Consider the following 20,920-nt stretch of genomic DNA (forward strand, 5'->3'; position numbering starts at 1 on the left):
ACCTCTCCCGACGTATCGACGCCTACCGGCCCCTGACGCACTTGTCATAGAGGTCCAGCAACCGGCCGCCCGGGTCGTAAGCGCGTTTGACCGGCCAGTAGGCGTCTCCGTTGTAAAGCCGCCAGAACTCCTCACGCTCGTAGAAAGAGGTGGAGTACAGCGACTTGTGGCCGTCGAGCGAGTGAACTGCCCGCTCGATCAGCCGGTTGTAGTAACCGTCGTACTGTCCGCGCGGCAGCGGAACCATGCCCCAGAAGCCGAAGTTCACGTACAGGCGGCCGGGCTCCAGGGGGTAGAGGGCCCACCGGTCGGTCGCCTTGAGCGGGCACATCCACACCGGGGTCATGCCGACCTTGTCGTGGAAGACCTCCAGGAACTCGGCGGCGCGCTCGATCGGCACCTCGACGTCCTGGATGACCGACTCGTGCACCGGGTTGTTCCGCCAGCGGTCGATCCGGGCGGTCACGCCGTACCTCTGGTCGAGGCCGACGAGCTTGCGATAGACGTCCGACCGCAGGTAGCGGCGCGGGAGGAGCGAGCGGACCAGCGGCTGCTGCACGCCGAAGGCGCGCGAGCACCAGAACCAGTCGGTGTCCCAGCGCCACAGGTAATCGCGCACGGTCAGCCAGTCGCGGACGCGGCTGCGGATCGACTGGTAGTAGATCCGCATGCCGGTGTAGTCGGACGTGTAGGGCGCCCGGTCGGAGAACGAGCCGATCGTGATGTACAGCTCGTCGGGGCCGAAGAACGTGCCGTCGACGAAGTCCACCTGCTCGCCGTCGTGCTCGCGGCTCTCGCAGATCTCCTGCATGGCGAGCATGCACTTGTCGGCGTCGCTGAAGCGGATGTGCGTCAGCTTGACGTACGGCTTCACCCGGGCCAGCTTGATCCGGATGCGCAGGGCGTAGCCGAGCGTGCCGTAGGAGTTGGGGAACGCGTGGAACAGGTCCGCGTGCTCGTTGTCGGGCCGGGCCACCACGATCCGCCCGTCGCCGGTGAGGATCTCCAGTTCCTCGACCGACTCGTGCGGCAGGCCGTCCTTGAAGCTCGTCGACTCGATGCCGAGACCGGTGACCGCGCCGCCCAGCGTGATCGTCTTGAGCTGCGGCACGACGTACGGCATGAGCCCGTACGGCAACGTGGCGTCCACCAGGTTCTCGTACGTCGTCATGCCCTGGACCTCGGCCGTCATGGTCACCGGGTCCACGTGGATGACCTGGTCCAGATCGCGGGCGGACAGCGTGGCCGTCTTGGCCGGCGTGCGGAAGCGGAACAGGTTCGTCGTCGCCTTGGCCAGCCGGGGAGCCGCGTCCGCCGGAATGGCCGCGTAGGAGTTCCTGATCTGCTCGACGGCCTGCTGATGGGCGGTCATACTGGCCGTGCGCTCTGGCATGACACCACCCCCATGGATCGTAGAGATCGCCTCTTGGCACGCTATCCCCGGAGGGGAACGCAGACCAGAGTAGACACGTTACGCCCGCGAAAACTATCTGGAATTCCCGCGGCGCCCCGTCGGCGTAGATCGTATCCTGCCCTTTCTCATCGCCTCCGCCGCCCCTGCCGTAACTGTGGAAACCGTCATGACCTGGGTTGACGCCGGCGGACGAGCGGGTCGGCGCCGTTGACCACGTTGACGACGGGACGGCCCTCCACCGCCGCGGTGAGGTTGTCCAGCACGCACCGGATCAGCCGGGTCGTCGCCTCGGGCGTGACCCCGGCCGCGTGCGGCGACAGCAGGACCCGGGGGCAGGAGCGCAGCGGGTCGTCCGGCGGCGGGGGCTCGCTGTCGTACACGTCCAGCGCCGCGCCGGCGAGGTGACCGGACTCCAGCGCGGCCAGCAGCGCCGCCTGGTCGACCACCCCGCCCCGCGCCGCGTTGACCAGCACCGACCCCTTCGGCATGCGGGCGATCCCGGCGGCGTCGATCAGCCCGCGGGTCTCCGGCGCGAGCGGCACGGCCAGGACGAGCACGTCGCTGCCCGCCACCAGCGCGTCGAGGTCCAGGTAGGCCGCGCCGTACGACTCGGGCTTGGGCGTGCGCGACCAGTAGGAGACCCGGCAGCCGAGCGCGCCGAACAGGCGTGCGCAGGCCGCGCCGATCGGCCCGAAGCCGATCACTCCCACCCGGCATCCGGCGAGCTCGCGGCGCTGGTAGGCGAACTGCGGCCACTCCCCCGCCCGCATGTCCCTGTCGCCGTCCGCGAGGTGGCGCAGCAGCGCCAGCGCGGCGGCCAGGCACCACTCGGCCACCGCGGCGGCGTTCACCCCCGCGGTGTTGGCGAGGGGCACCCCGGCGCGGGCCAGCGCCTCCAGGTCGTGCCCGTCCACACCGACCGACGGCTGCTGCACGAACGCCAGGCGCGGCGCCAGCCGTACGGCCTCGGCGTCGAGGGCCAGGGCCCCGCTCCAGTCGCCGACGACGATCTCGGCCTCGGGCAGCGCGTCCAGCAGCGCCGCGCGGTCGTGGCGGGCGGGGACACGCACCTCGACGCGGCCGTCGAGGTCGGCGAGCAGGCCGCGCACCGCGGTCTCCGGAAGCGGCGGCAGCGCGAGAACATTCCACGTCACGGGCGCAGTCTCGCACGCCTACAGAAACATGTTCTACTTGTCGCGTGAACTGATGCCGCTGCGAGGAGGGCGCGGATGGAAGAGTCGCGGGGACCGCTGGCGGGGATCCGGGTGCTGGAACTGGCCGGTCTCGCGCCCGGGCCGTTCGCCGGGATGATGCTCGCCGACCACGGCGCCGAGGTGCTGCGGATCGACCGGGTGAAGGCCGTGAGCGACGCCCCGCGCCGCGACGTGATGGACCGCGGCAAGCGGACGATCGGCCTGGACCTCAAGTCCCCGGAGGGGGTCGCCGCCTTCAAGCGGCTCGCCGAGCGGGCCGACGTGGTGATCGAAGTCTTCCGGCCCGGGGTCGCCGAACGGCTCGGCATCGGGCCCGCCGACCTCCACGCGGTCAACGAACGGCTGGTCTACGGCCGCATGACCGGCTGGGGACAGGACGGCCCGCTCGCCTCCACGGCCGGGCACGACATCGACTACATCGCCATCGCCGGAGTGCTGTCGATGCTGGGCCGCGAGGGCGGCAAGCCCACCCCGCCGATCAACATCCTCGGCGACTTCGCCGGCGGCGGGCTCATGCTGGCGTACGGCGTGCTGCTGGCCCTGCTGGAACGTGAGCGCACCGGGCGCGGCCGGGTGGTGGACGCCGCGATGGTGGACGGCGCCGCGCTGCTGTTCTCGATGTTCTACGGCGGGGTGCACTCCGGCCACTGGGGCCCGCGCGGCACCAACCTCCTCGACACCGGCGCCCCCATGTACGACACGTACGAGACGGCCGACGGCGGCCATCTCGCCGTGGGCGCGCTCGAGCCGCAGTTCTGGGCGGAGATGCTCGCCCGGATGGGCATCGACGACATGCCCGACCGCGACGACCGGGCGAACTGGCCGGCCATCAGGGAGCGGCTGACCGAGGCGTTCCGGTCGCGCACCCGCGCCGAGTGGGAGGCGGTCTTCGAGGGATCCGACGCCTGCGTGTCCCCCGTGCTCGACCCTCGCGAGGCCGTCCGGCATCCGCACAACCAGGCGCGCGGCACGTTCGTGGAGGTCGGCGGGCTGCCGCAGGCCGCGCCCGCGCCCCGGCTGGTGGGCGTGCCGTGCGGCGACCTGGCCCCGGCCACCCGGCTGCACGACCTGAGCGGCTGGGGCCTGCCCGGCGACGAGGCGAAGGCCCTGCGCGCCGCCGGCGTGCTGGCCTGACCGGGCCGCCGTGACCGTGCTGCCGGCCTGACCGCCTCCCCCGCCCGTGCTGCCCTGACCCCGGCTCCCATTTCCCCCGCGACGATCGAGGAGTTCTCCCGCACATGGACCTTTTCGAGGCCCTCTACACGACCCGCGCCATGCGGCGGGTCAAGCCCGACCCGATCCCGATGGAGGTCCAGGAACGCATCCTGGACGCCGCCGTCCGCGCCCCCAGCGCCGGCAACACCCAGGGCTGGCGGTTCCTGCTCGTGGACGATCCCGAGGTGAAGTCCCAGCTGGGGCCGCTGTACCGGGACGCGCTCGGCAGGCTGTTCGAGGGGCACTACAAGCCGATGCGCGAGCGGGCCGAGGCGACCGGCGACACCCGCACGCTCAACGTGCTGCGGTCGGCGCAGCACCTGGCCGACCACTTCGAGTCCTATCCCCTGCTGATGTTCGCCTTCACCCGCAACGACCCGAGCGGCGGTTCCATCTACCCCTCGGTGTGGAGCGCCCAGCTGGCCGCCCGCGCCTTCGGCGTGGGCAGCGCGCTGACGTCCGTGCTGGGGCTGTTCCACGGCGCGGAGACGATGCGGATCCTCGGCGTGCCCGAGGACAAGGGCTGGCAGGTGGCGTGCATGGTCACCTTCGGCTACCCGACCGGCCGCTGGGACGTGGCCCCGCGCCGCCCCGCCCACGAGGTCGCCTACCGCAACCAGTGGGGTGAGCCGGTGGGCTTCGAGATCCCCGAGCCCCTCTGGACGCCCTGAGCCGATCACGCTGACCGCCCTCCAATGAAGCAGGTATTGAATCGAATGTAGTACATCTACTACATTCGAGAGCACGATTACTTCATTGGAGGGCGCATGCACGACGTCGTCATCCGCGTACGCGGACTCCGCATGGCGTACGGGCCCATCCAGGTGCTCAAGGGCGTCGACCTCGACCTGCGCAGGGGCGAGGTGTTCACGCTGCTGGGGCCCAACGGCGCCGGCAAGACCACCCTGGTCGAGATCCTGGAAGGGTTCCGTACGGGCTGGTCGGGCGAGGTCGAGGTGCTCGGCGAGAACCCGGCTCGGGCCGGGGACGCCTGGCGGGCGCGGCTCGGTGTGGTGATGCAGTCGTGGCGCGACCATCCCCGCTGGCGGGCGCGCGACCTGCTCGCGCACGTCGCGGCGCACTACGAGAAGCCGCGCGACGTGGACGAGCTGCTCGCCACGCTCGGCCTGACCGAGGCGGCGCGAAACCGGGTCGGGGTGTTGTCCGGGGGCCAGCGCCGCCGCCTGGACGTCGCGCTCGGCATCGTCGGCCGTCCCGACGTGCTGTTCCTCGACGAGCCCACGACCGGGTTCGACCCCGAGGCCCGGCGGGAGTTCCACCTGCTGATCGAGCGGCTGGCCGGCGACGAGGGGCTGACCGTCCTGCTCACCACGCACGACCTGGCCGAGGCCGAGCGGCTGTCCGGGCGGATCGCCGTACTCGTGGCCGGGCGGGTGGTCACCTGCGGCAGTCCGGCCGAGCTGGCCCGTGCCGTGCAGGCGCCGTCGCTGGTGCGCTGGGAGGACGGCGAGCTGGAGACCGCCGACCCGTCCGGCGTGGCGTGGGACCTGCACCGGCGGTACGGCGGCCCGGTCCCCGGGCTGGAGATCAGGCGGCCGACCCTGGAGGAGAGCTACCTGGATCTCATCGACGAGACGCGCGAGACGGCGACCGTGGGAGGGACGCGATGAACGCGACGACGCTGGGGCTGCGGCGGGGCTGGACCGAGCAGCTCAACCTCTGGAGCGACCGCAAGGAGCTGCTGAACGCCCTCGTCGGGACCGTCGGCACCTACGTGGTGCTCGTCCTGTTCATCGGGGACGACAACGTGCCCGGCGCACCCGTGTCCATGGCGGCGTTCATGACGCCGGGCTTCCTGGCGTTCGCGGTCTTCTCGACCGGGCTGATGGGGCTGCCGATGCTGATCGCCGCGGACCGCGAGGAGGGCACGCTCATGCGAGCCCGCACGCTGCCCCGGGGCATCCGCGTCTACCTGACCGGGCGGGCCGTCTCGACGCTGCTGACGATCGCGCTGAACGCCGCGCTCGTCCTGCTGGTGGCCGTGCCGCTCGCCGGGGTGACCGCGCCGGCGACGCCCGCGCGGTGGTTCACGCTCGCCTGGGTCCTGGTGCTGGGCACGCTGGCCGTCGTGCCGCTGGGCGCGATGATCGGCAGCCTGGTGTCCGGCCCGAAGGCGGCCGCGGCCATGCTCGCCCTGCCGTCGATGCTCCTGATGCTCGTCTCCGGGGTGATGTTCCCGCTGGAGGCGCTGCCCGGCCTGGTGCGCGGCATCGCCCAGTTCTTCCCCCTCTATTGGCAGGGCCTCGGGCTGCGCGCGGCGTTCCTGCCCGACTCCGTCCTCGCGACCGAGCTCGGGCACAGCTGGCCGCTCGGCCGGGCGGCGGCCGTTCTGGGAGCATGGGCGGTCGGCGGTATGGTGCTAGCCCCCTGGCTGCTGCGCCGGGTCCGCGGAAGATGAGCGGACTCATGGGCCCGACGGAGGTGAGACGTGGCCGAGGAGCCGGTGTTCAACCGCATCGCGGTGCTGAGGGCCGACCGCGGGGTCTCGCGCCGGGATCTGGCCGCCGCGCTCGGGGTGCACTACCAGACGGTGGGCTACCTGGAGCGCGGCGAGTACAGCCCGAGCCTTCACCTGGCCCTGCGGATCGCCGAGTTCTTCGAGGTGCCGGTGGAGGTCGTCTTCTCCCTCAAGCCGTTTCCCAAACTGGGGAGCGCGTCGTGAACCTGCGCGAACGCTGGAACCTCCACGTGGCCCGGTCGATGGAGCAGGACCGCCTCGTGGCGCTGCACCGCACCCGGCGGCGGCGCCGCCTGCTCGTCGTGGCGGGCGCGGCCAGCGTGCTGCTGCTGTGGGCGGACGCCGCGGTGTCGTGGGCGATCGCCCCGAGCGACACCGCCGTCCGGGTGAACCTCGTGCTGCTGGTGGTCATGCTGGCGATCTACGTCCCGGTCGTGACCGCGCTGAACAGCGCCACCCGCGGGCTCGCCTCGCTGCCGGAGACCCACCTCGACGAGCGGCAGGTCGCCGAGCGGCTCCGGGCGCACACGTACGCGAACAGGGTGATGCGACTCATCCTGGCCGGCCTGGCGGCGTTCGTCGTGGTCGCGACGTGGAGCGAGGGAGACAAGTCCCAGATCCCCGCCGCGGCCGTGTTCCTCGGCGTCTTCGCCCTGTGGTGGACGCACTTCCTGCTGCCGTTGCTGGTCGCCGGGTGGCGGCTGCCCGACCCGCCGCCGGACGACGACCGGGACGACGGGCAGAACGACGATCAGGCCGGCGTCGCCTGAACCTGCGCCGGGGGCCCGGAGGGCTCCCCGAACGACGGCAGCGTGGCCACGAAGAGGTCGACGCCCCCGGGGTGGTGGATCTCCAGGTCGGTGGTGAAGGCGCGGGCCGGGGTGCCGCCCGACTCGGTGTGCTTCCACACCTGCTGCCAGGCCTCGACGAGCGCGCCCGGCATCGGTCCCCGCGCCTCGAACAGCAGCGCGGGCACGCCCGGCACCCGCACGGCGACCATGCCCTCGGGCAGTCGCGCCGCCGTACGCACGGCCACGCCGACGATCTGGGTGTAGGCGCCGTTGTGGTCGCTCTCGTAGTCGGTCAGCACGGCGTACAGGTTCTCGTCGATCCGGCCGGGCACGTGCGCGAAGGCTCCGGGCGCTCCGGCGCGAGCCCACAGGGCCGGCAGCTGGGCGCGGGCCTGGTCCGCCTCCGCCGCGTTGGTCGTCCGTACGGCATAGCCGACGACGAGCGTCTCCGGACGGTCAACGATGATCACATGCTCTCCTTTCAGGCGAGGTCAATGTATCCCGTGTCCGGGTCTGCTCCGGCGTCGGCCGGGAATGCCGGATATGACCCGCTCACAACGTAGGCTGGACAAACGTGCGATTCCTCAATGATGTGACGCCGCCCTACGATCTCACGTACAGCGATGTCTTCATGGTGCCGTCCCGTTCCTCGGCCGGGTCGCGCCTCGCCGTGGACCTGTCCACCGGTGACGGAACCGGCACCACGATCCCCATCGTCGTCGCCAACATGACGGCCGTCGCGGGCCGCCGCATGGCCGAGACCATCGCCCGGCGCGGCGGCATCGCCGTCATCCCCCAGGACATCCCGATCGACGTGGTGGCCGATGTCATCGAATGGGTGAAGAGCCGTGACCTCGTCCACGACACGGCCATCACCCTCACTCCCCACGACACCGTGGGCGAGGCGCTCACCCTGCTGCCCAAGCGGGCGCACGGCGCGGTCATCGTCGTCGACTGGGACAACCGCCCGGTCGGCGTGGTGACCGAGGCCGACTGCCACGGCGTCGACATGTTCACCCAGCTCTCCCAGGTCATGACCGAATCACCGCAGACGCTGCCGCGCGGCGTCGATCCGCAGGCCGCGTTCGAGGCACTGCACGAGGGCCGCCACCGGCTGGCGCCCGTGGTGGACGAGGACGGCCGCCTGGTCGGCATCCTCACCCGCACCGGCGCCCTGCGCTCCACCCTCTACCAGCCCGCCGTGGACGCGCGCGGCCGCCTGCGCGTCGCGGCGGCGGTCGGGGTGAACGGCGACGTGGCCGCCAAGTCCAAGGAACTGCTCGACGCGGGCGTCGACGTGCTCGTGGTCGACACGGCGCACGGCCACCAGGAGAAGATGATCTCGGCGCTGCGGGCCGTACGCGCGCTGGAGCCCTCCGTGCCGATCGCGGCGGGCAACGTCGTCACCGCGGAGGGCGTACGCGACCTCGTGGCGGCCGGCGCCGACATCGTCAAGGTCGGCGTGGGCCCGGGCGCCATGTGCACGACCCGGATGATGACCGGCGTGGGACGGCCGCAGTTCTCGGCCGTTCTGGAGTGCGCCGCCGAGGCCCGCCGCCTGGGCCGGCACGTGTGGGCCGACGGCGGCGTGCGCCACCCCCGCGACGTCGCGCTGGCGCTCGCCGCGGGAGCCTCCAACGTCATGATCGGTTCGTGGTTCGCCGGCACGTACGAGTCGCCCGGCGACACCCGCACCGCCCCGGACGGGCGCAAGTACAAGGAGAACTTCGGCATGGCCTCGGCCCGTGCCGTACGGCTGCGCACCGCCGAGGACTCGCCGTTCGAGCGGGCCCGCAAGGCGCTGTTCGAGGAGGGCATCTCGACCTCCCGGATGTACCTCGACCCGGCACGGCCCAGCGTGGAGGACCAGGTCGACGCCATCGTGGCCGGTCTGCGTTCCTCCTGCACGTACGCGGGCGCCACCACTCTGGAGGAGTTCCACGAGCGGGCGGTGGTCGGCGTGCAGAGCGCATCCGGCTACAGCGAGGGCATGCCGCTGCACCAAAGCTGGTGACTCCTCCTATTCCGTACAGGAATATCGAGCTCTCTGGGGGTAGTGCGTCCGTGTTACCGACCGCACTACCCCGCGGAGGCGATCATGCAGTACTCCCCGGCCGGAGGGCCGGTCAGTCCGGCGGTCGACAGACGGCTGCTGGTCAGTTACGACAACTACGCGGCGGCGCAGCGCGCCGTCGACACCCTGTCCGACGCCGGGTTCCCGGTGGAGAACACCGCGATCGTCGGCAGCGACCTGCGCCTGGAGGAGACCGTCACCGGGCGGCTCACCAACGGCAGGGCCGCGCTGTCCGGCCTGATCACCGGCGCGGTGTTCGGACTCATCGTCGGCCTGTTCCTCGGGCTGTTCACCTCGGCCACGACCTCGTTCTTCGGGCTGGTGCTGTGGTCGATCCTCTGGGGCGCCATCGCCGGCGCCGCCTTCGGCTTCACCAGCCACGCCTTCACCGGCGGGACGCGCGACTTCTCGTCCAGGAGCTCGATCGTCGCCGGGCGCTACGACGTGCTGGTGGCCTCTCCCATGCTCGACCAGGCCCAGGCGCTGCTGCAGGGCGGCGTGCAGCCGGCCGACACCGTCGTGGTCCAGCGTCCGCCGTCGGCCGGGCCCGTCACGTCACCGCTCGCGGCGCGTGACACCGCTCCGCAGGCCACCGGCTACCCGGTGACCGACGCGGATGAGGCCCGCGCGGATGAGGCTCGTGCGGATGAAGGCCGTGCCGAGGAGGCGCGCGACGACGACCGGGCGGGCCTGTCGAGGGGCCGTCGCCCGTAACCCTCGTCATCCTCCGGAATTCCGACGCCTTCCCCACCCCGCGTGGGGAAGGCGTCGTCGTGTCGGCCGTCCCCGGTAGAGTCGTCAGCCGGCCGGAACTTCCGGCACCCGAAGCGCCTTCGGGCACATACAGAACAGTTGGGCAAACACAGAACAGGAGGCCCACGTGGCACTGGAGAAGCCCGAGATCGACTTTCCCGAGGGCGCGCCGCCCGCGGACCTGGAGATCGTCGATCTCGTCGAGGGGGACGGGCCGGAGGCCAAGCCCGGGCAGAACGTGACCGTCCACTACGTCGGGGTGGCGTTCTCCACGGGTGAGGAGTTCGACGCCTCCTGGAACCGCGGCCAGCCGTTCCAGTTCCCGCTCGGCGGCGGCCGGGTCATCGCCGGCTGGGACCGCGGCGTGGCCGGCATGAAGGTCGGCGGACGGCGCCGTCTGACGATCCCCCCGCACCTCGGGTACGGCAACCGCGGCGCGGGCGCCCTCATCAAGCCCGGTGAGACGCTCATCTTCGTCGTCGACCTGCTCGGCGTCGGCTGACCGGGACGCCGGCGAGGCGACGGCGGCGCTCCGGATTCGGGGATAGGAGGACGGGAGCGGTTCGAGGATGATGACCGCGTGGACCATGCCCTCCCGAACCACCGCCGCATGGGCCCCCTCGATCGGGGTCCCTCCCATCACGGCCGCCCTCAGGACGGCCCCCTGCGAACGCCGGCTTCCGGGAGGCCGGCGTGACCGCGGACGACCAGTTGACGGGCGGCACGCCGGCGACACGCGACGACGCCGGCAGGGCGGCCCCCGGCGGTGACCTCCGGGCGGGCGCTCCGCTCACCGGGCCGCCCCGGGCCGTGCCCGCGATCGCCGCCGCGACCGTGGCCGTGCTGCTCGCGGTGAGCCCCTGGTACGGCTACCACCGCGACGAGCTGTACTTCCGCATGCTGGGCGAGCGGCCGCGGCTCGGATACTTCGACACCCCACCGCTCACGCCGATGATCGCCCGGGTGTCCACGGCGATCTTCGGGGACACGGTCGTCGCGCTGCGGATCGTGCCCGCCCTGTGCGCCGGGGCTCTGGTCGTGCTCGTCGCGCTGGCCGCCCGCGGGCTTGGTGGCGGACGCGCAGCCCAGGTCCTCGCCGCGGCCGGGACGGCGACCTCCGTGCTGCCTCTCGTGGCCGGTCACGCCCTGCTGACCCTCACCCCCGATCTCGTGCTGTGGAGCGCGGTCACGCTGTGCCTGCTCCGGGTGCTGCTCAGAGGGGACGGGCGCTACTGGCTCTGGGTGGGAGCGCTGTCCGGGGTCGCCGCGTACAACCGCGACCTGATCGTGGTGTTGCTGGGCAGCGTGGGCCTGGGCATCCTCGTGGCCGGCCCGCGCGAGGTGCTGCGGGACAGGCGACTGTGGGCCGGCGCCCTCCTGGCTCTGGCGATCGCCTCACCCAACCTGCTCTATCAGGCGACGCACGACTGGCCGCAGTTCCAGATGGCCCAGGCGCTGAGGATCGACGAGGGCGCCGACAACCGCGCCACCTTCGTCCCCCTTCAGATCGTGCTGCTCGGGCCCGTGCAGGCGGTGGTCTGCGCGGCGGGCTGGCTGCGGCTGTGGCGGAACCGGCGGGTCCGCTCCCTCGCCATCGCCTACCCCGTGGCCTGCGCGCTGGTCCTCTATTCGGGGGGCCGCCCCGACTACACCGGCGCGTTCCTGCTCTACCTGTTCGCGGCCGGCTGCGTGACGGCGGCCGGGTGGCGGAGGCGGGGAGTGCTGGTCGCGGCGCTGGCGGTCGACGCCGTGGTGGCGGTGGTCGTGGCGCTGCCGGTCGTCCCGGCGGCGTCGCTCGCCGGCACGCCGGTCGCCGCCATCAACGAGGTCGCCCGTGAGTCGGTGGGCATGCGCGATGTGGCGTCGCAGACGGCCCGGGTGGTGAGCGGCCTGCCCGCCGGCGAGCGCGCCGGTGCGGTGCTGCTCGCGGCGAACTACGGCGAGGCCGGCGCGCTGCGCCGCTGGGCGGGCGAGTTCGGGCTGCCCGCGGTCTACAGCGGCCACAACGAGCTGTGGTGGTGGGGACCGCCGCCGGAGGGCACGCGGGTGGTCGTGTCCGTCGGCTACCCGCCCGCCGACCTCGGCGCCGTCTTCGCCCGCTGCACCGTCGCGGGCAGGCTGAGCGGGATGCCGGGCGAGGAGCGGGGTGTGCCGATCACGGTCTGCCGCGACCCCGTCCGGCCCTGGCGCGAGCTGTGGCCGCGCGTGCGCCACTACAGCTAGTAGGGCTTTCTCCCGTGTGCCGGGTGTCGCACGCTCCCGGCACACTTGATCCATGACCTCCCGTGAACCGGCGGTGTGCTGATGTGATGGCGACGCATTCCCTGCCCGCTTCCCTGCCCGCACAGCCACCGGCGGAGGCGTACCGGATCGTCATCCGCGCGTCGGGCCGACGCCTGCGTCCCTACGTGCTGGGCTGGGCAGGCTTTCGCGCTCCGGCGGGAAGGCTTCCGCCCAGCAGGATGCTGCCGCTCAACGCGGCCACCCTCATCATCGACTTCACGGGCATGAGCGCCATCGTCACCGGCCCCCGGAGCGCCGCGACGCTCCCGGCTCGCACCCCGTGGCGCCACGGGGTGGCGGTCGGGCTCACCCCTGCCGGGATGTCGGCACTGACGGGGACATCCATGCGCGAGGTGGCCGGTGCGACCGTGCACCTGGCGGATCTCCTCGGGGCCCGCGCCGCGGAGCTGACCGGTCGGCTGGCCGCGCCGGCGAACTGGGCGGCGCGCTTCAGCCTGCTGGAGCAACTGCTGACGGCGTGGCTGCGTCCCGACGCCGTCCCCAACGGCGTGATCATGCAGGCCTGGCTGCGGCTGCAGGAACCGGACGGACGGCTCACCATCGGTGCCTTGGCCGACGAGCTGGGCGTCAGCCGCCGATACCTCGAACTCGGGTTCCGTCGCTCGGTAGGCCTGTCGCCGAAGACGGTCGCCCGGATCGCCCGCTTCCAGCGCGCCGTGGATCTGCTGCGGCGGCCCTCGGCCACGCTGGGGCAGGCGGTCGCGTGCGGTTACGCCGATCAGTCCCATCTCACCCGCGAGATCCGGGCGATGGCGGGCATGACGCCGAAGCGGCTGTTCGCATTCGTTCAAGACGCCGATCCGCTCACCGGATAGCGTCACCTTCCACCGCGGGTCCCGGACTCGCCGGACGCCGCGGCAGAGGAAGGAGCAGCACTCCATGACCGGCGTTCCCATGGCCGATCCCACCCTTGCCGACTTCGGCAGGGACCCGCTGTGGATCACCATCGTCAAGGCCGTGATGCTGTTCCTCTTCCTGGCGTTCGGAGTGGTATTCGGGGTTTGGTACGAGCGCAAGCTGATTTCGCGGATGCAGCACCGCTACGGCCCCAACCGGGCCGGTGCGTTCGGCCTGCTGCAGTCGGTCGCCGACGCGCTCAAGATGGGGCTGAAGGAGGACATCTTCCCGCGGACCGTGGACAAGGTGCTCTACCTGCTGGCCCCGGTCATCATGGTGGTCCCGGCCTTCCTGGCCTTCTCGATCGTGCCGTTCGCGCCGATGGTCGACCTGTTCGGCGTGCAGACGCCGCTGCAGCTCGTGGACCTGCCGGTGGCGGTGCTGTTCATGCCGGCCATGGGCGCGGTGTCGGTGTATGGCGTGGTGCTGGCCGGCTGGTCGTCACGCTCGCCGTACGCGCTGCTCGGCGGCCTGCGCTCAGCGGCCCAGGTGGTCTCCTACGAGATCGCGATGGCATTGTCGTTCGTGGCGGTGTTCATCTCCGCCGGGACGCTGTCCACCTCGGAGATCGTCAAGGTGCAGGCCGGCACCTGGTACGCGGTGCTGCTCATCCCGTCGTTCCTGATCTACGTGGTCTGCATGTTCGGCGAGGCCGCGCGCATCCCGTTCGACCTCCCTGAGGGCGAGGGCGAGCTGGTCGGCGGCTTCCAGACCGAGTACTCGTCGTCGCTGAAGTTCGCCCTGATCATGATGGGCGAGTACCTGCATACCTTCACCGCCTCGGGCATCGCCGTGACGCTGTTCCTCGGCGGCTGGCGGGCGCCGCTGCCGATGTCGTGGGAGTGGGCGCACACGGGATGGTGGCCGGTGCTGTGGTTCTTCATCAAGTTCGTGCTGACCTTCAGCTTCATCGTGTGGGTGCGCGCCTCGCTGCCCCGTGTGCGCTACGACCAGCTCATGTCGCTGGGATGGAAGGTGCTCATCCCAGTCAACCTGGCCTGGATCCTGCTCGTCGCGGCCGTGCGCAATGTGGTCGTCAACGAGGACAACCGGATGATCGGCGTCGTCCTCGGCGCGGTCATCGCGGTCGGCGCGCCGGCCATCTGGATGCGGTTCGACACCGTCAACCAGCGGCGCAAGGAAGCCAAGAAGGCCGAAGTCGACGCCGAGTTCGAGCGACTGTCCGACGAGCCCGCGGCAGGCGGCTTCCCGGTGCCGCCGCTCGACCTGCCGCATTATCACGGGGCGTGGCGGAGCTAGTGCTGCCCGCAAACGTTCGTCTGGATCGAGGAAGCGGAGCGGGCTTCACGAGGACCGCAGGTTCCTTCCGGATGGCGCAGTGACCGACCCGGCCAAGGCTCGCGGACGTCCCACTAGGTCGTGTCCGACCCCCGGCCTGGGCATCTGGCGCTGTGGTGAGGCAGGATTACGGTGTGTTGCTGATCGACCTTGCCAGGACGTCCGCGGCCGTCGCCGCGGACTCGGCGCGGCTCGCCAAGATCAGGCACCTCGCCGAGCTGCTCGGCAGGGTGGGACCGGACGAGGCCGAGATCGCCATCGCTTACCTGTCCGGTGAGCTGCCGCAGCGCCAGATCGGGGTGGGCTGGCGGAGCCTGTCCGACCTCCCCGAGCCGCGCCAGATCGCCACGGCGACCCTGACGCAGGTCGACGCGCTGCTCGAACGCGTCAAGTCGCAGTCCGGGTCGGGTTCGCAGGCCGCGCGCCGTGAACTGCTCGGCGAGCTGTTCGGCGCCCTCACCCGGCAGGAGCAGTCGTTCCTGCACCGGCTGCTGACGGGCGAGCTGCGCCAGGGGGCGCTCAACGGGGTGATGATCGAGGCGGTCGCCATGGCCGCGAACGTGCCCGCGGCCGAGGTGCGCCGGGCCCTGACCCTGCGCGGCTCGCTGCCCGCCGTCGGCGCGGCCGCGCTGCGCGGCGGTGTCGCGGAGCTGAAGGCGTTCCACCTGGAGGTCGGGCGGGCGGTGGCGCCGATGCTCGCGCAGAGCGCGCCCAGCGTGACCGCCGCGCTGGAGAAGGCCGGCGTCCCTGCCGCCGTGGAGTGGAAGCTCGACGGCGTGCGGGTCCAGGCCCACCGGTCGGACGACCGGGTCGCCGTCTTCACCCGCACGCTCGACGACATCACCGCGCAGGTCCCCGAGCTGGTGGAGGCCGTGCTCGGCCTGCCCGGGACCGATCTCGTGCTCGACGGCGAGGTCATCGCGCTGCGCCCGGACAGCCGCCCCGAGCCGTTCCAGGTCACCTCGGGCCGGGTGGCCAGCAGGACCGACGTCGCGTCGCTGCGCGCGACCGTGCCGCTGACCGTCTTCTTCTTCGACGCCCTGCGCGTGGGCGGCGCCGACCTGCTCGACCTGCCGGACGAGGAGCGGCACGCCGCGCTGGAGGCCGCGGTCCCGGCCGAGCTGATCACACCTCGGCTCGTCACGGCGGACGCCGAGGAGGCCGAGGCGTTCTTCGGCGACGCCGTACGGCGGGGCCACGAGGGCGTCGTGGTGAAGTCGCTGCGCACGCCGTACGCCGCGGGCCGGCGGGGGGCGGGCTGGGTCAAGGTGAAGCCGCGGCACACGTTCGACCTGGTCGTGCTGGCCGCCGAGTGGGGCAGCGGACGGCGCCGGGGCTGGCTGTCCAACCTGCACCTCGGCGCCTACGACCCGGAGACCGGCGGTTTCGTGATGCTCGGCAAGACGTTCAAGGGCCTCACCGACGAACTGCTGACCTGGCAGACCGAGCAGTTCCTGCGGCTGGCGGAGGGACCGGTGGACGGCTACGTCGTCACGCTCAAGCCTGTGCTGGTCGTGGAGATCGCCTTCGACGGCGTGCAGCGGTCGAGCCGCTACCCCGGCGGCATGGCGCTGCGCTTCGCCCGAGTGCTGCGCTACCGGCCCGACAAGCGGCCGGAGGAGGCCGACACCGTGGCCGCGGTCCGCGCACTCATGCCCTGACCGGGAGTCACTTGATCAGGCGGATGGTCAGCGGGTAGCGGAACTCGGTGGCGGCGAGCGCCGACACCCCGCCGACGATGCACAGCACCAGTCCGACGACCCAGATGACCGGCAGCAGGACGACGCCGACGACGGTGAACGGCAGCAGCACCGTCGCCCCCAGCACGGTGAGGTGGAAGTTGAGCGACTCCACCGCGTGCTTCCTGATGTAGGGGGACGTCCGCCCCGCGGTCACCATCATCAGCAGCGGGCCGATGATGAACAACCCCAGCAGCGCGAACAGGTGCGAGGCCGCCGCCCCGACCCGGTCTCCCCCGTCCGGGACCGCGGCCCGGTACGCGGGCGGCCGGTACGCGGGCGGCCGGGGCACGTACGCCGGGCGGGTGCCGTACAGGTCGTTCATGATGGGCACGAGATCGGCGTGCGTGCGCGCGGTCATCGCCAGGTGCAGCCGCTCGTCCATCTCGTGCTTGTCGAGCCTGCCCTCGGCGTAAGCCGCTTTGACGTGCTCGACCACCTGTTCGCGGTCCTGGTTGGTGACGCGCAACTGAGGGTGTGGCATCGGGGCACTGCCCGGCCATGGTGGTGTCGCTGCCGCGGGCATCACAGCTTCGCCTTCCGTCGATCGACTGCTCGGCTCTCTTCGAGTCTGCCTCCATCTTGTGCCGCGTACGCACCCGGCGGCATCAGGGACATCCCCGACATCGCCCCGAGACCGTTCACTTAACGCCATCGTGATCCACGGCGATGTATACAAGCACTATGAGATGGCGAGATCGCTACGGGCTCCGGCGGCGCCGGGGCGCCCGCGTGGCCAAGTTCGACCGCGAGGCGACCGACGCCGACATCGAGGCCCTCATCGAGTTCGCCAAGACCCGGCGTGGAGTCGAGTTCTACGTCGAGCCCGAGACCTTCGCGACCGACACCACCGCGGTGGCAGTGGCCCACGACGGGGAGTGGACCCGTCGCCGTGTCGGAGCTCCCGCCGTGATCGCCAAGGTCGCCAGGGATCTCGCCCTTCCGGTGTACGACGTGCAGCTCACGGGTTACCCCGCCCGGATGCGGGCCTACAACGAGCGCCGTCGTCAGGCTCAGGGCGGCGACGCGGTCTGACCGCGGCCCGGGGCCGTCGCGGACACCGGAGCGGGCAGGTCCCTGGCCAGCAGCGCGCGCAGCGGTGCGAGCCAGATCGCCCGGGGACGGCCCATCTCCTCGTCGAGCTCCTCCGGCGTCGGCATGCGGTCGCGGAGCATGGCGGGGGACATCATGTGCACCAGGGCCTGCCGGAGAAGGAGCGCCATCGAATAGCCGGGGTCGGCGGCGAGCGCGCGCTCCAGCGCCATCCCCGCGAGCGCGCACTCCCCCCGATGCCATGCGGCGGCCGCCAGCAGTGAGGCCGCGGGTGCGACGTGGCCCGGCTCCAGCCGGCGGGTGAGGTCGCGCCACAGTGCGATGTGCGCGTCCCGGTCGTCGATCAACGCCCACGCCTCGTCACGCACCCTGACCACGGCGAGGTCGAGCCCGAGCCGGGCGGCGCCCTCGTCGTCCAGCCTGCCTCCCGAGTCGTACAGGCCGATGGCTCTGCGCACCCGCGCCAGCCCCTCGGCCACGAACCGCGCGGCCGTCTCGTCCGCGACCGATCCCCCCGGCTCGGGCACGGCCCGCAGATCGGCCATGACGCGGAGGGTGACCTGCCGCATCGCCGCTCCGCCGCACGGCTGGACCGAGCGCCGCAGGCTGCCCCGGTCGGGCAGGGCGACCAACCCGTGCATCACGGCCTCGGCGGCGACGTGGCTGCGCTCGGTGTCGTAGGGCGTGCCTTCGGGGGGACAGCAGGTCGCGCTGCCGCAGGAGTAGGACCAGTAGCGCCCGCCTTCGGCCCGGAGGCTCTCGGCCACCCGGATGCCTCCGGCGTGCAGCAGCCGGGTCACCGTGTCGACGGCCGGGGTCACCAGGGCGCCGGGACCGTAACCGACGACGAACGCGGCGGTCACCGACTCGCGGCGCAGCAGTGTGACCAGCCGGTCGAGGTCCCCGGAGGCGACCGGCAGGTCCCAGCGCGTCGTCAGCCGCACCTCCGGGCCGGCGACGCCGGTCACGACGAGGCTGTCGGCGGGGTGGAACCCGACGAGGTAGGGCACGGCGGCGAGGATGTCCGCCGGCGAGGAGAGCACGAGCTTCGGGATCGTCATGGCCGCAAGCCTCGCCGGACGGCCCCGCCCCCACGACGGCCGAAGCGCGTTCTGGGGACAAGCATCCTCCTGTGGACAACCGGTCAGCCGGAAAACCGTTGGCACCGGGCGGGGCACGCGGCCTACACTCGGCGCCATGTCCACGCCCCGGATCTCTTAGCTCGGACACCCGCTTCCACGCCACCCGTGTGTCCTTGAGCTTCTCCGGAGCGTCATCAAATGATCACCCTTCGCGGTGTCGACGTGCGCGTCGGCGCCCGTCTCCTGCTGTCGGACGTCACCGCCCACGTCGCCCCCGGCGACCGCGTCGGCCTGGTCGGCCGCAACGGCGCGGGCAAAACCACCCTGCTGAAGACCCTGGCCGGCGAACTGCAGCCGGCCGCGGGCACCATCACCCGGACCGGCCAGGTCGGCTATCTCCCGCAGGATCCCGCAGCGGCCGATCCGTCCCTCACCGTCGCCGGCCGCATCCTGTCGGCCCGCAGGCTCGACGAGGCCGAGCGCGCGCTGCGCGCCGCCGAGGCGGCCATGGCCGACCCCGCCCTGCAGGAGCAGGCGATGCGGCGGTACGTCCGGGCCGAGGCGGAGTTCGAGGCCCGCGGCGGGTACGCCGCGCAGGCCGAGGCCGCCCGCATCGCCGCCGGGCTCGGCCTGCCCGACCGGGTCATGACCCAGCGGGTCGGCACCCTGTCCGGCGGGCAGCGCCGCCGGGTCGAACTCGCCCGCATCCTGTTCGCCGAGCAGGGCACGCTGCTGCTCGACGAGCCCACCAACCACCTGGACGCCGACTCGGTGACCTGGCTCCGGTCGTACCTCGCGAGCCGCACCGGCGGGCTGGTCCTGATCAGCCACGACACCACACTGCTCGACGACGCCGTGAACCGGATCTGGCGCCTCGACGCCGACCGGGCCGCGCTGGAGGTGCACAACACCGGCTGGCGCACCTACCTGGCCGACCGCGACGCCGCCGAGCGCGGGCGCGCCCGGCAGCGGGCCGTCGCCGAGCGCAAGGCCGCCGCGCTGCACGCCCAGGCCGACAGGATGCGCGCCGGTAAGGCGACCGCCGTACGGGCCAAGGAGATGGCGCGCCGGGCCGACCGCATGCTGGCCGCGGTGGAGCCGGTCCGCCGCGCCGAGAAGGTCGCCCGCATCCGGCTGCCCGAGCCCGCCCCCTGCGGCCGCACCCCGCTCGGCGCGATCAGCCTGACCAAGGCGTACGGCGACCTGCGGGTGCTCACCGGGGTGGACCTGGCCGTGGACCGGGGCAGCCGGCTCGTCGTGCTCGGTCTCAACGGCGCGGGCAAGACCACGCTGCTGAAGATCCTGGCCGGGCGCGAACGCCCCGACTCGGGCCGCGTGGTGCACGGGCCCGGTCTGCGGCTGGGCTACTTCGCGCAGGAGCACGACACGCTCGACCCGGCGCGCACCGTCGCCGAGAACCTCGCCGCCGCCGCGCCGCACCTGGGCGACGGCGAGGTGCGCCGGATCCTCGGCTCGTTCCTGTTCGCCGGGGACGACGCGGGCAAGCCCGCGGGCGTGCTGTCCGGCGGCGAGAAGACCCGGCTGGCGCTGGCCACCCTGGTCAGCTCGCAGGCCAACGTGCTGCTGCTCGACGAGCCCACCAACAATCTCGACCCGGCGTCCCGGGACGAGGTGCTGGCGGCGGTCGCCTCCTACCAGGGCGCCGTCGTGATGGTCACCCACGATGAGAAGGCCGTGGAGGCCCTGCGCCCCGACCGCGTCCTGCTGCTGCCCGACGGGGTCGAGGACATGTGGAACTCCGGTTACGCCGGTCTCGTGTCCCTGGCCTGACCTCCCGGTGCCTGACCTCCCGGTGCCTGATCGCCCGGGACGGTCGCCGGCGCCAGCCGCATGCGGACGAGCATGGCGGCGCCGGCGACCGCGCCGGGCATCAGTACGACGCTCAGGAGCGGCACCATGAACGCGACGAAGAGCGGCACGCCGAACCCGAGCGAGGCGGACATGTTCGACCGGAGCAGGGCAAAACGCTCCTTGCGCCGCAGACCCCGGCGTTCCATCGCCAGGGCGGTCAGTTCGACCGTGAGGAAGAACCCGGAGACGAACGCCCCCACCACGGGCACCACGGTCTGCCCGACGACCGGCACGAAGCCGAGCACGAACAACGGCACGGAGAACAGCAGGACCCACCAGAGCGTGACGAGGCTGTCGCGGATCGACCGGAACAGGGACGCCCAGAAAGGCAGGTCGCCACCGTCGGGGAGCCCGCCCAGGTCCTCCTCGACCTTCTCCGAGAGCTTCTCGTAAAAGGGGTCGCCGATCACCAGCGTGACGGCGGTGAACGTCAGCACGGCGAGCGCGAGACCCGCCACGAAGATCATCACGCCGACCAGCGTGCGGAACCCGTCGCGCCAGCCCCAGTCGTCCGCGAACGGCGTCGCCCAGGCCGCCACGTCGGTCGCGTGCGTGCCCAGCCAGACCAGCGCCAGGGCGTAGAGCACCAGGGCGATCAGGGCCGGGATCAGCCCGAACACCCACCAGCGGGGATGCCGGGCGGCCCAGCCGAGTCCCCGGAAGCAGAAACCGATCCCCTCGGCGAAACCGCCGACGCCACGCCGTCCGGCGGGCCGCCCGATGCCACTCATGGC

At 72.2% G+C, this 20,920-nt stretch carries 21 protein-coding genes; 15 read left to right on the forward strand and 6 right to left on the reverse strand.

Annotated elements, in window-relative coordinates:
* Window positions 1–22: 22 nt before the first annotated feature.
* Window positions 23–1,393, reverse strand: coding sequence for an FAD-binding oxidoreductase (locus Msi02_RS14365; RefSeq protein ID WP_079316121.1), 1,371 nt, complete (start codon window positions 1,391–1,393; stop codon window positions 23–25).
* A gap of 185 nt (window positions 1,394–1,578) precedes the next feature.
* The gene (locus Msi02_RS14370) at window positions 1,579–2,568 is read right to left on the reverse strand and encodes an NAD(P)-dependent oxidoreductase (protein WP_204048821.1); all 990 of its coding nucleotides are present in this window, start codon (window positions 2,566–2,568) and stop codon (window positions 1,579–1,581) included.
* Window positions 2,569–2,643: 75 nt separating this feature from the next.
* Between Msi02_RS14370 and Msi02_RS14375 the strand changes: the two genes are divergently transcribed.
* From Msi02_RS14375 to Msi02_RS14400, 6 genes are all read left to right on the forward strand, one after another.
* Entirely contained in the window at window positions 2,644–3,762 is a 1,119-nt protein-coding gene (locus Msi02_RS14375; protein WP_239108404.1) for a CaiB/BaiF CoA transferase family protein, read from the forward strand.
* Window positions 3,763–3,866: 104 nt separating this feature from the next.
* A complete protein-coding gene (locus Msi02_RS14380) occupies window positions 3,867–4,514 on the forward strand; it encodes a nitroreductase family protein (RefSeq protein WP_204048822.1) in 648 nt (215 codons plus the stop codon).
* Between the two features lie 96 nt (window positions 4,515–4,610).
* Window positions 4,611–5,474 (forward strand): ABC transporter ATP-binding protein, encoded by an 864-nt coding sequence (locus Msi02_RS14385; protein ID WP_079316117.1) that lies wholly within the window; start codon window positions 4,611–4,613, stop codon window positions 5,472–5,474.
* Entirely contained in the window at window positions 5,471–6,262 is a 792-nt protein-coding gene (locus tag Msi02_RS14390) for an ABC transporter permease (RefSeq protein WP_079316116.1), read from the forward strand. The genes Msi02_RS14385 and Msi02_RS14390 overlap by 4 nt, the downstream gene beginning before the upstream one ends.
* Before the next feature lie 30 nt (window positions 6,263–6,292).
* Window positions 6,293–6,526, forward strand: coding sequence for a helix-turn-helix transcriptional regulator (locus Msi02_RS14395; protein WP_079316115.1), 234 nt, complete (start codon window positions 6,293–6,295; stop codon window positions 6,524–6,526).
* Window positions 6,523–7,092 (forward strand): hypothetical protein, encoded by a 570-nt coding sequence (locus tag Msi02_RS14400; RefSeq protein WP_204048823.1) that lies wholly within the window; start codon window positions 6,523–6,525, stop codon window positions 7,090–7,092. The genes Msi02_RS14395 and Msi02_RS14400 overlap by 4 nt, the downstream gene beginning before the upstream one ends.
* On the opposite strand, the gene Msi02_RS14405 is transcribed toward Msi02_RS14400, so the two are convergent.
* Window positions 7,074–7,583 (reverse strand): GyrI-like domain-containing protein, encoded by a 510-nt coding sequence (locus tag Msi02_RS14405; protein WP_079316113.1) that lies wholly within the window; start codon window positions 7,581–7,583, stop codon window positions 7,074–7,076. The two genes, Msi02_RS14400 and Msi02_RS14405, sit on opposite strands and share 19 nt — an antisense overlap.
* Window positions 7,584–7,687: 104 nt before the next feature.
* Between Msi02_RS14405 and Msi02_RS14410 the strand changes: the two genes are divergently transcribed.
* The 7 genes from Msi02_RS14410 (at window position 7,688) to Msi02_RS14440 (ending at window position 16,101) form a co-directional block, all read left to right on the forward strand.
* Window positions 7,688–9,127 carry a GuaB1 family IMP dehydrogenase-related protein gene (locus Msi02_RS14410; RefSeq protein ID WP_204048824.1) on the forward strand — a complete coding sequence of 480 codons (1,440 nt, stop codon included), beginning with the start codon at window positions 7,688–7,690 and terminating at the stop codon, window positions 9,125–9,127.
* A gap of 84 nt (window positions 9,128–9,211) precedes the next feature.
* Window positions 9,212–9,901 (forward strand): YrzE family protein, encoded by a 690-nt coding sequence (locus Msi02_RS14415; RefSeq protein WP_179155263.1) that lies wholly within the window; start codon window positions 9,212–9,214, stop codon window positions 9,899–9,901.
* A 166-nt stretch (window positions 9,902–10,067) separates the two neighbouring features.
* Window positions 10,068–10,442: an FKBP-type peptidyl-prolyl cis-trans isomerase gene (locus tag Msi02_RS14420; RefSeq protein WP_079316111.1), complete on the forward strand. Its 375-nt coding sequence runs from the start codon at window positions 10,068–10,070 to the stop codon at window positions 10,440–10,442.
* A 191-nt stretch (window positions 10,443–10,633) separates the two neighbouring features.
* Window positions 10,634–12,163: a glycosyltransferase family 39 protein gene (locus Msi02_RS14425; RefSeq protein ID WP_204048825.1), complete on the forward strand. Its 1,530-nt coding sequence runs from the start codon at window positions 10,634–10,636 to the stop codon at window positions 12,161–12,163.
* A gap of 86 nt (window positions 12,164–12,249) precedes the next feature.
* The gene (locus Msi02_RS14430) at window positions 12,250–13,059 is read left to right on the forward strand and encodes a helix-turn-helix transcriptional regulator (protein ID WP_204048826.1); all 810 of its coding nucleotides are present in this window, start codon (window positions 12,250–12,252) and stop codon (window positions 13,057–13,059) included.
* A gap of 64 nt (window positions 13,060–13,123) precedes the next feature.
* Entirely contained in the window at window positions 13,124–14,401 is a 1,278-nt protein-coding gene (gene nuoH / locus Msi02_RS14435) for an NADH-quinone oxidoreductase subunit NuoH (RefSeq protein ID WP_204048827.1), read from the forward strand.
* A gap of 173 nt (window positions 14,402–14,574) precedes the next feature.
* Window positions 14,575–16,101 carry an ATP-dependent DNA ligase gene (locus Msi02_RS14440; protein WP_204048828.1) on the forward strand — a complete coding sequence of 509 codons (1,527 nt, stop codon included), beginning with the start codon at window positions 14,575–14,577 and terminating at the stop codon, window positions 16,099–16,101.
* A gap of 7 nt (window positions 16,102–16,108) precedes the next feature.
* Here the strand turns inward: Msi02_RS14440 and Msi02_RS14445 are convergent, their stop codons facing one another.
* Window positions 16,109–16,663: a DUF1707 and DUF4870 domain-containing protein gene (locus Msi02_RS14445; RefSeq protein WP_239108405.1), complete on the reverse strand. Its 555-nt coding sequence runs from the start codon at window positions 16,661–16,663 to the stop codon at window positions 16,109–16,111.
* A gap of 200 nt (window positions 16,664–16,863) precedes the next feature.
* Between Msi02_RS14445 and Msi02_RS14450 the strand changes: the two genes are divergently transcribed.
* Window positions 16,864–17,214: a hypothetical protein gene (locus Msi02_RS14450; protein WP_204048830.1), complete on the forward strand. Its 351-nt coding sequence runs from the start codon at window positions 16,864–16,866 to the stop codon at window positions 17,212–17,214.
* On the opposite strand, the gene Msi02_RS14455 is transcribed toward Msi02_RS14450, so the two are convergent.
* Entirely contained in the window at window positions 17,193–18,293 is a 1,101-nt protein-coding gene (locus tag Msi02_RS14455; RefSeq protein ID WP_204048831.1) for a DUF4192 domain-containing protein, read from the reverse strand. The two genes, Msi02_RS14450 and Msi02_RS14455, sit on opposite strands and share 22 nt — an antisense overlap.
* Before the next feature lie 219 nt (window positions 18,294–18,512).
* On the opposite strand from Msi02_RS14455, the gene Msi02_RS14460 reads away from it, so the two are divergent.
* Window positions 18,513–20,105, forward strand: coding sequence for an ABC-F family ATP-binding cassette domain-containing protein (locus tag Msi02_RS14460; RefSeq protein ID WP_204048832.1), 1,593 nt, complete (start codon window positions 18,513–18,515; stop codon window positions 20,103–20,105).
* On the opposite strand, the gene Msi02_RS14465 is transcribed toward Msi02_RS14460, so the two are convergent.
* Window positions 20,078–20,917, reverse strand: coding sequence for an EI24 domain-containing protein (locus Msi02_RS14465; RefSeq protein WP_204048833.1), 840 nt, complete (start codon window positions 20,915–20,917; stop codon window positions 20,078–20,080). The two genes, Msi02_RS14460 and Msi02_RS14465, sit on opposite strands and share 28 nt — an antisense overlap.
* Between the last annotated feature and the right edge of the window lie 3 nt (window positions 20,918–20,920).

Source organism: Microbispora siamensis (genome assembly GCF_016863095.1).
Classification (GTDB): domain Bacteria; phylum Actinomycetota; class Actinomycetes; order Streptosporangiales; family Streptosporangiaceae; genus Microbispora; species Microbispora siamensis.

Bases quoted from the DNA above. Each gene is read 5' to 3' on its own strand.
- Msi02_RS14430 (WP_204048826.1), top strand. From the start codon at position 12,250: ATGGCGACGCATTCCCTGCCCGCTTCCCTGCCCGCACAGCCACCGGCG.
- nuoH (WP_204048827.1), top strand. From the start codon at position 13,124: ATGACCGGCGTTCCCATGGCCGATCCCACCCTTGCCGACTTCGGCAGG.
- Msi02_RS14415 (WP_179155263.1), top strand. From the start codon at position 9,212: ATGCAGTACTCCCCGGCCGGAGGGCCGGTCAGTCCGGCGGTCGACAGA.
- Msi02_RS14445 (WP_239108405.1), bottom strand. From the start codon at position 16,663: ATGCCACACCCTCAGTTGCGCGTCACCAACCAGGACCGCGAACAGGTG.
- Msi02_RS14465 (WP_204048833.1), bottom strand. From the start codon at position 20,917: ATGAGTGGCATCGGGCGGCCCGCCGGACGGCGTGGCGTCGGCGGTTTC.
- Msi02_RS14375 (WP_239108404.1), top strand. From the start codon at position 2,644: ATGGAAGAGTCGCGGGGACCGCTGGCGGGGATCCGGGTGCTGGAACTG.
- Msi02_RS14390 (WP_079316116.1), top strand. From the start codon at position 5,471: ATGAACGCGACGACGCTGGGGCTGCGGCGGGGCTGGACCGAGCAGCTC.
- Msi02_RS14380 (WP_204048822.1), top strand. From the start codon at position 3,867: ATGGACCTTTTCGAGGCCCTCTACACGACCCGCGCCATGCGGCGGGTC.
- Msi02_RS14460 (WP_204048832.1), top strand. From the start codon at position 18,513: ATGATCACCCTTCGCGGTGTCGACGTGCGCGTCGGCGCCCGTCTCCTG.
- Msi02_RS14385 (WP_079316117.1), top strand. From the start codon at position 4,611: ATGCACGACGTCGTCATCCGCGTACGCGGACTCCGCATGGCGTACGGG.
- Msi02_RS14455 (WP_204048831.1), bottom strand. From the start codon at position 18,293: ATGACGATCCCGAAGCTCGTGCTCTCCTCGCCGGCGGACATCCTCGCC.
- Msi02_RS14450 (WP_204048830.1), top strand. From the start codon at position 16,864: ATGAGATGGCGAGATCGCTACGGGCTCCGGCGGCGCCGGGGCGCCCGC.
- Msi02_RS14365 (WP_079316121.1), bottom strand. From the start codon at position 1,393: ATGCCAGAGCGCACGGCCAGTATGACCGCCCATCAGCAGGCCGTCGAG.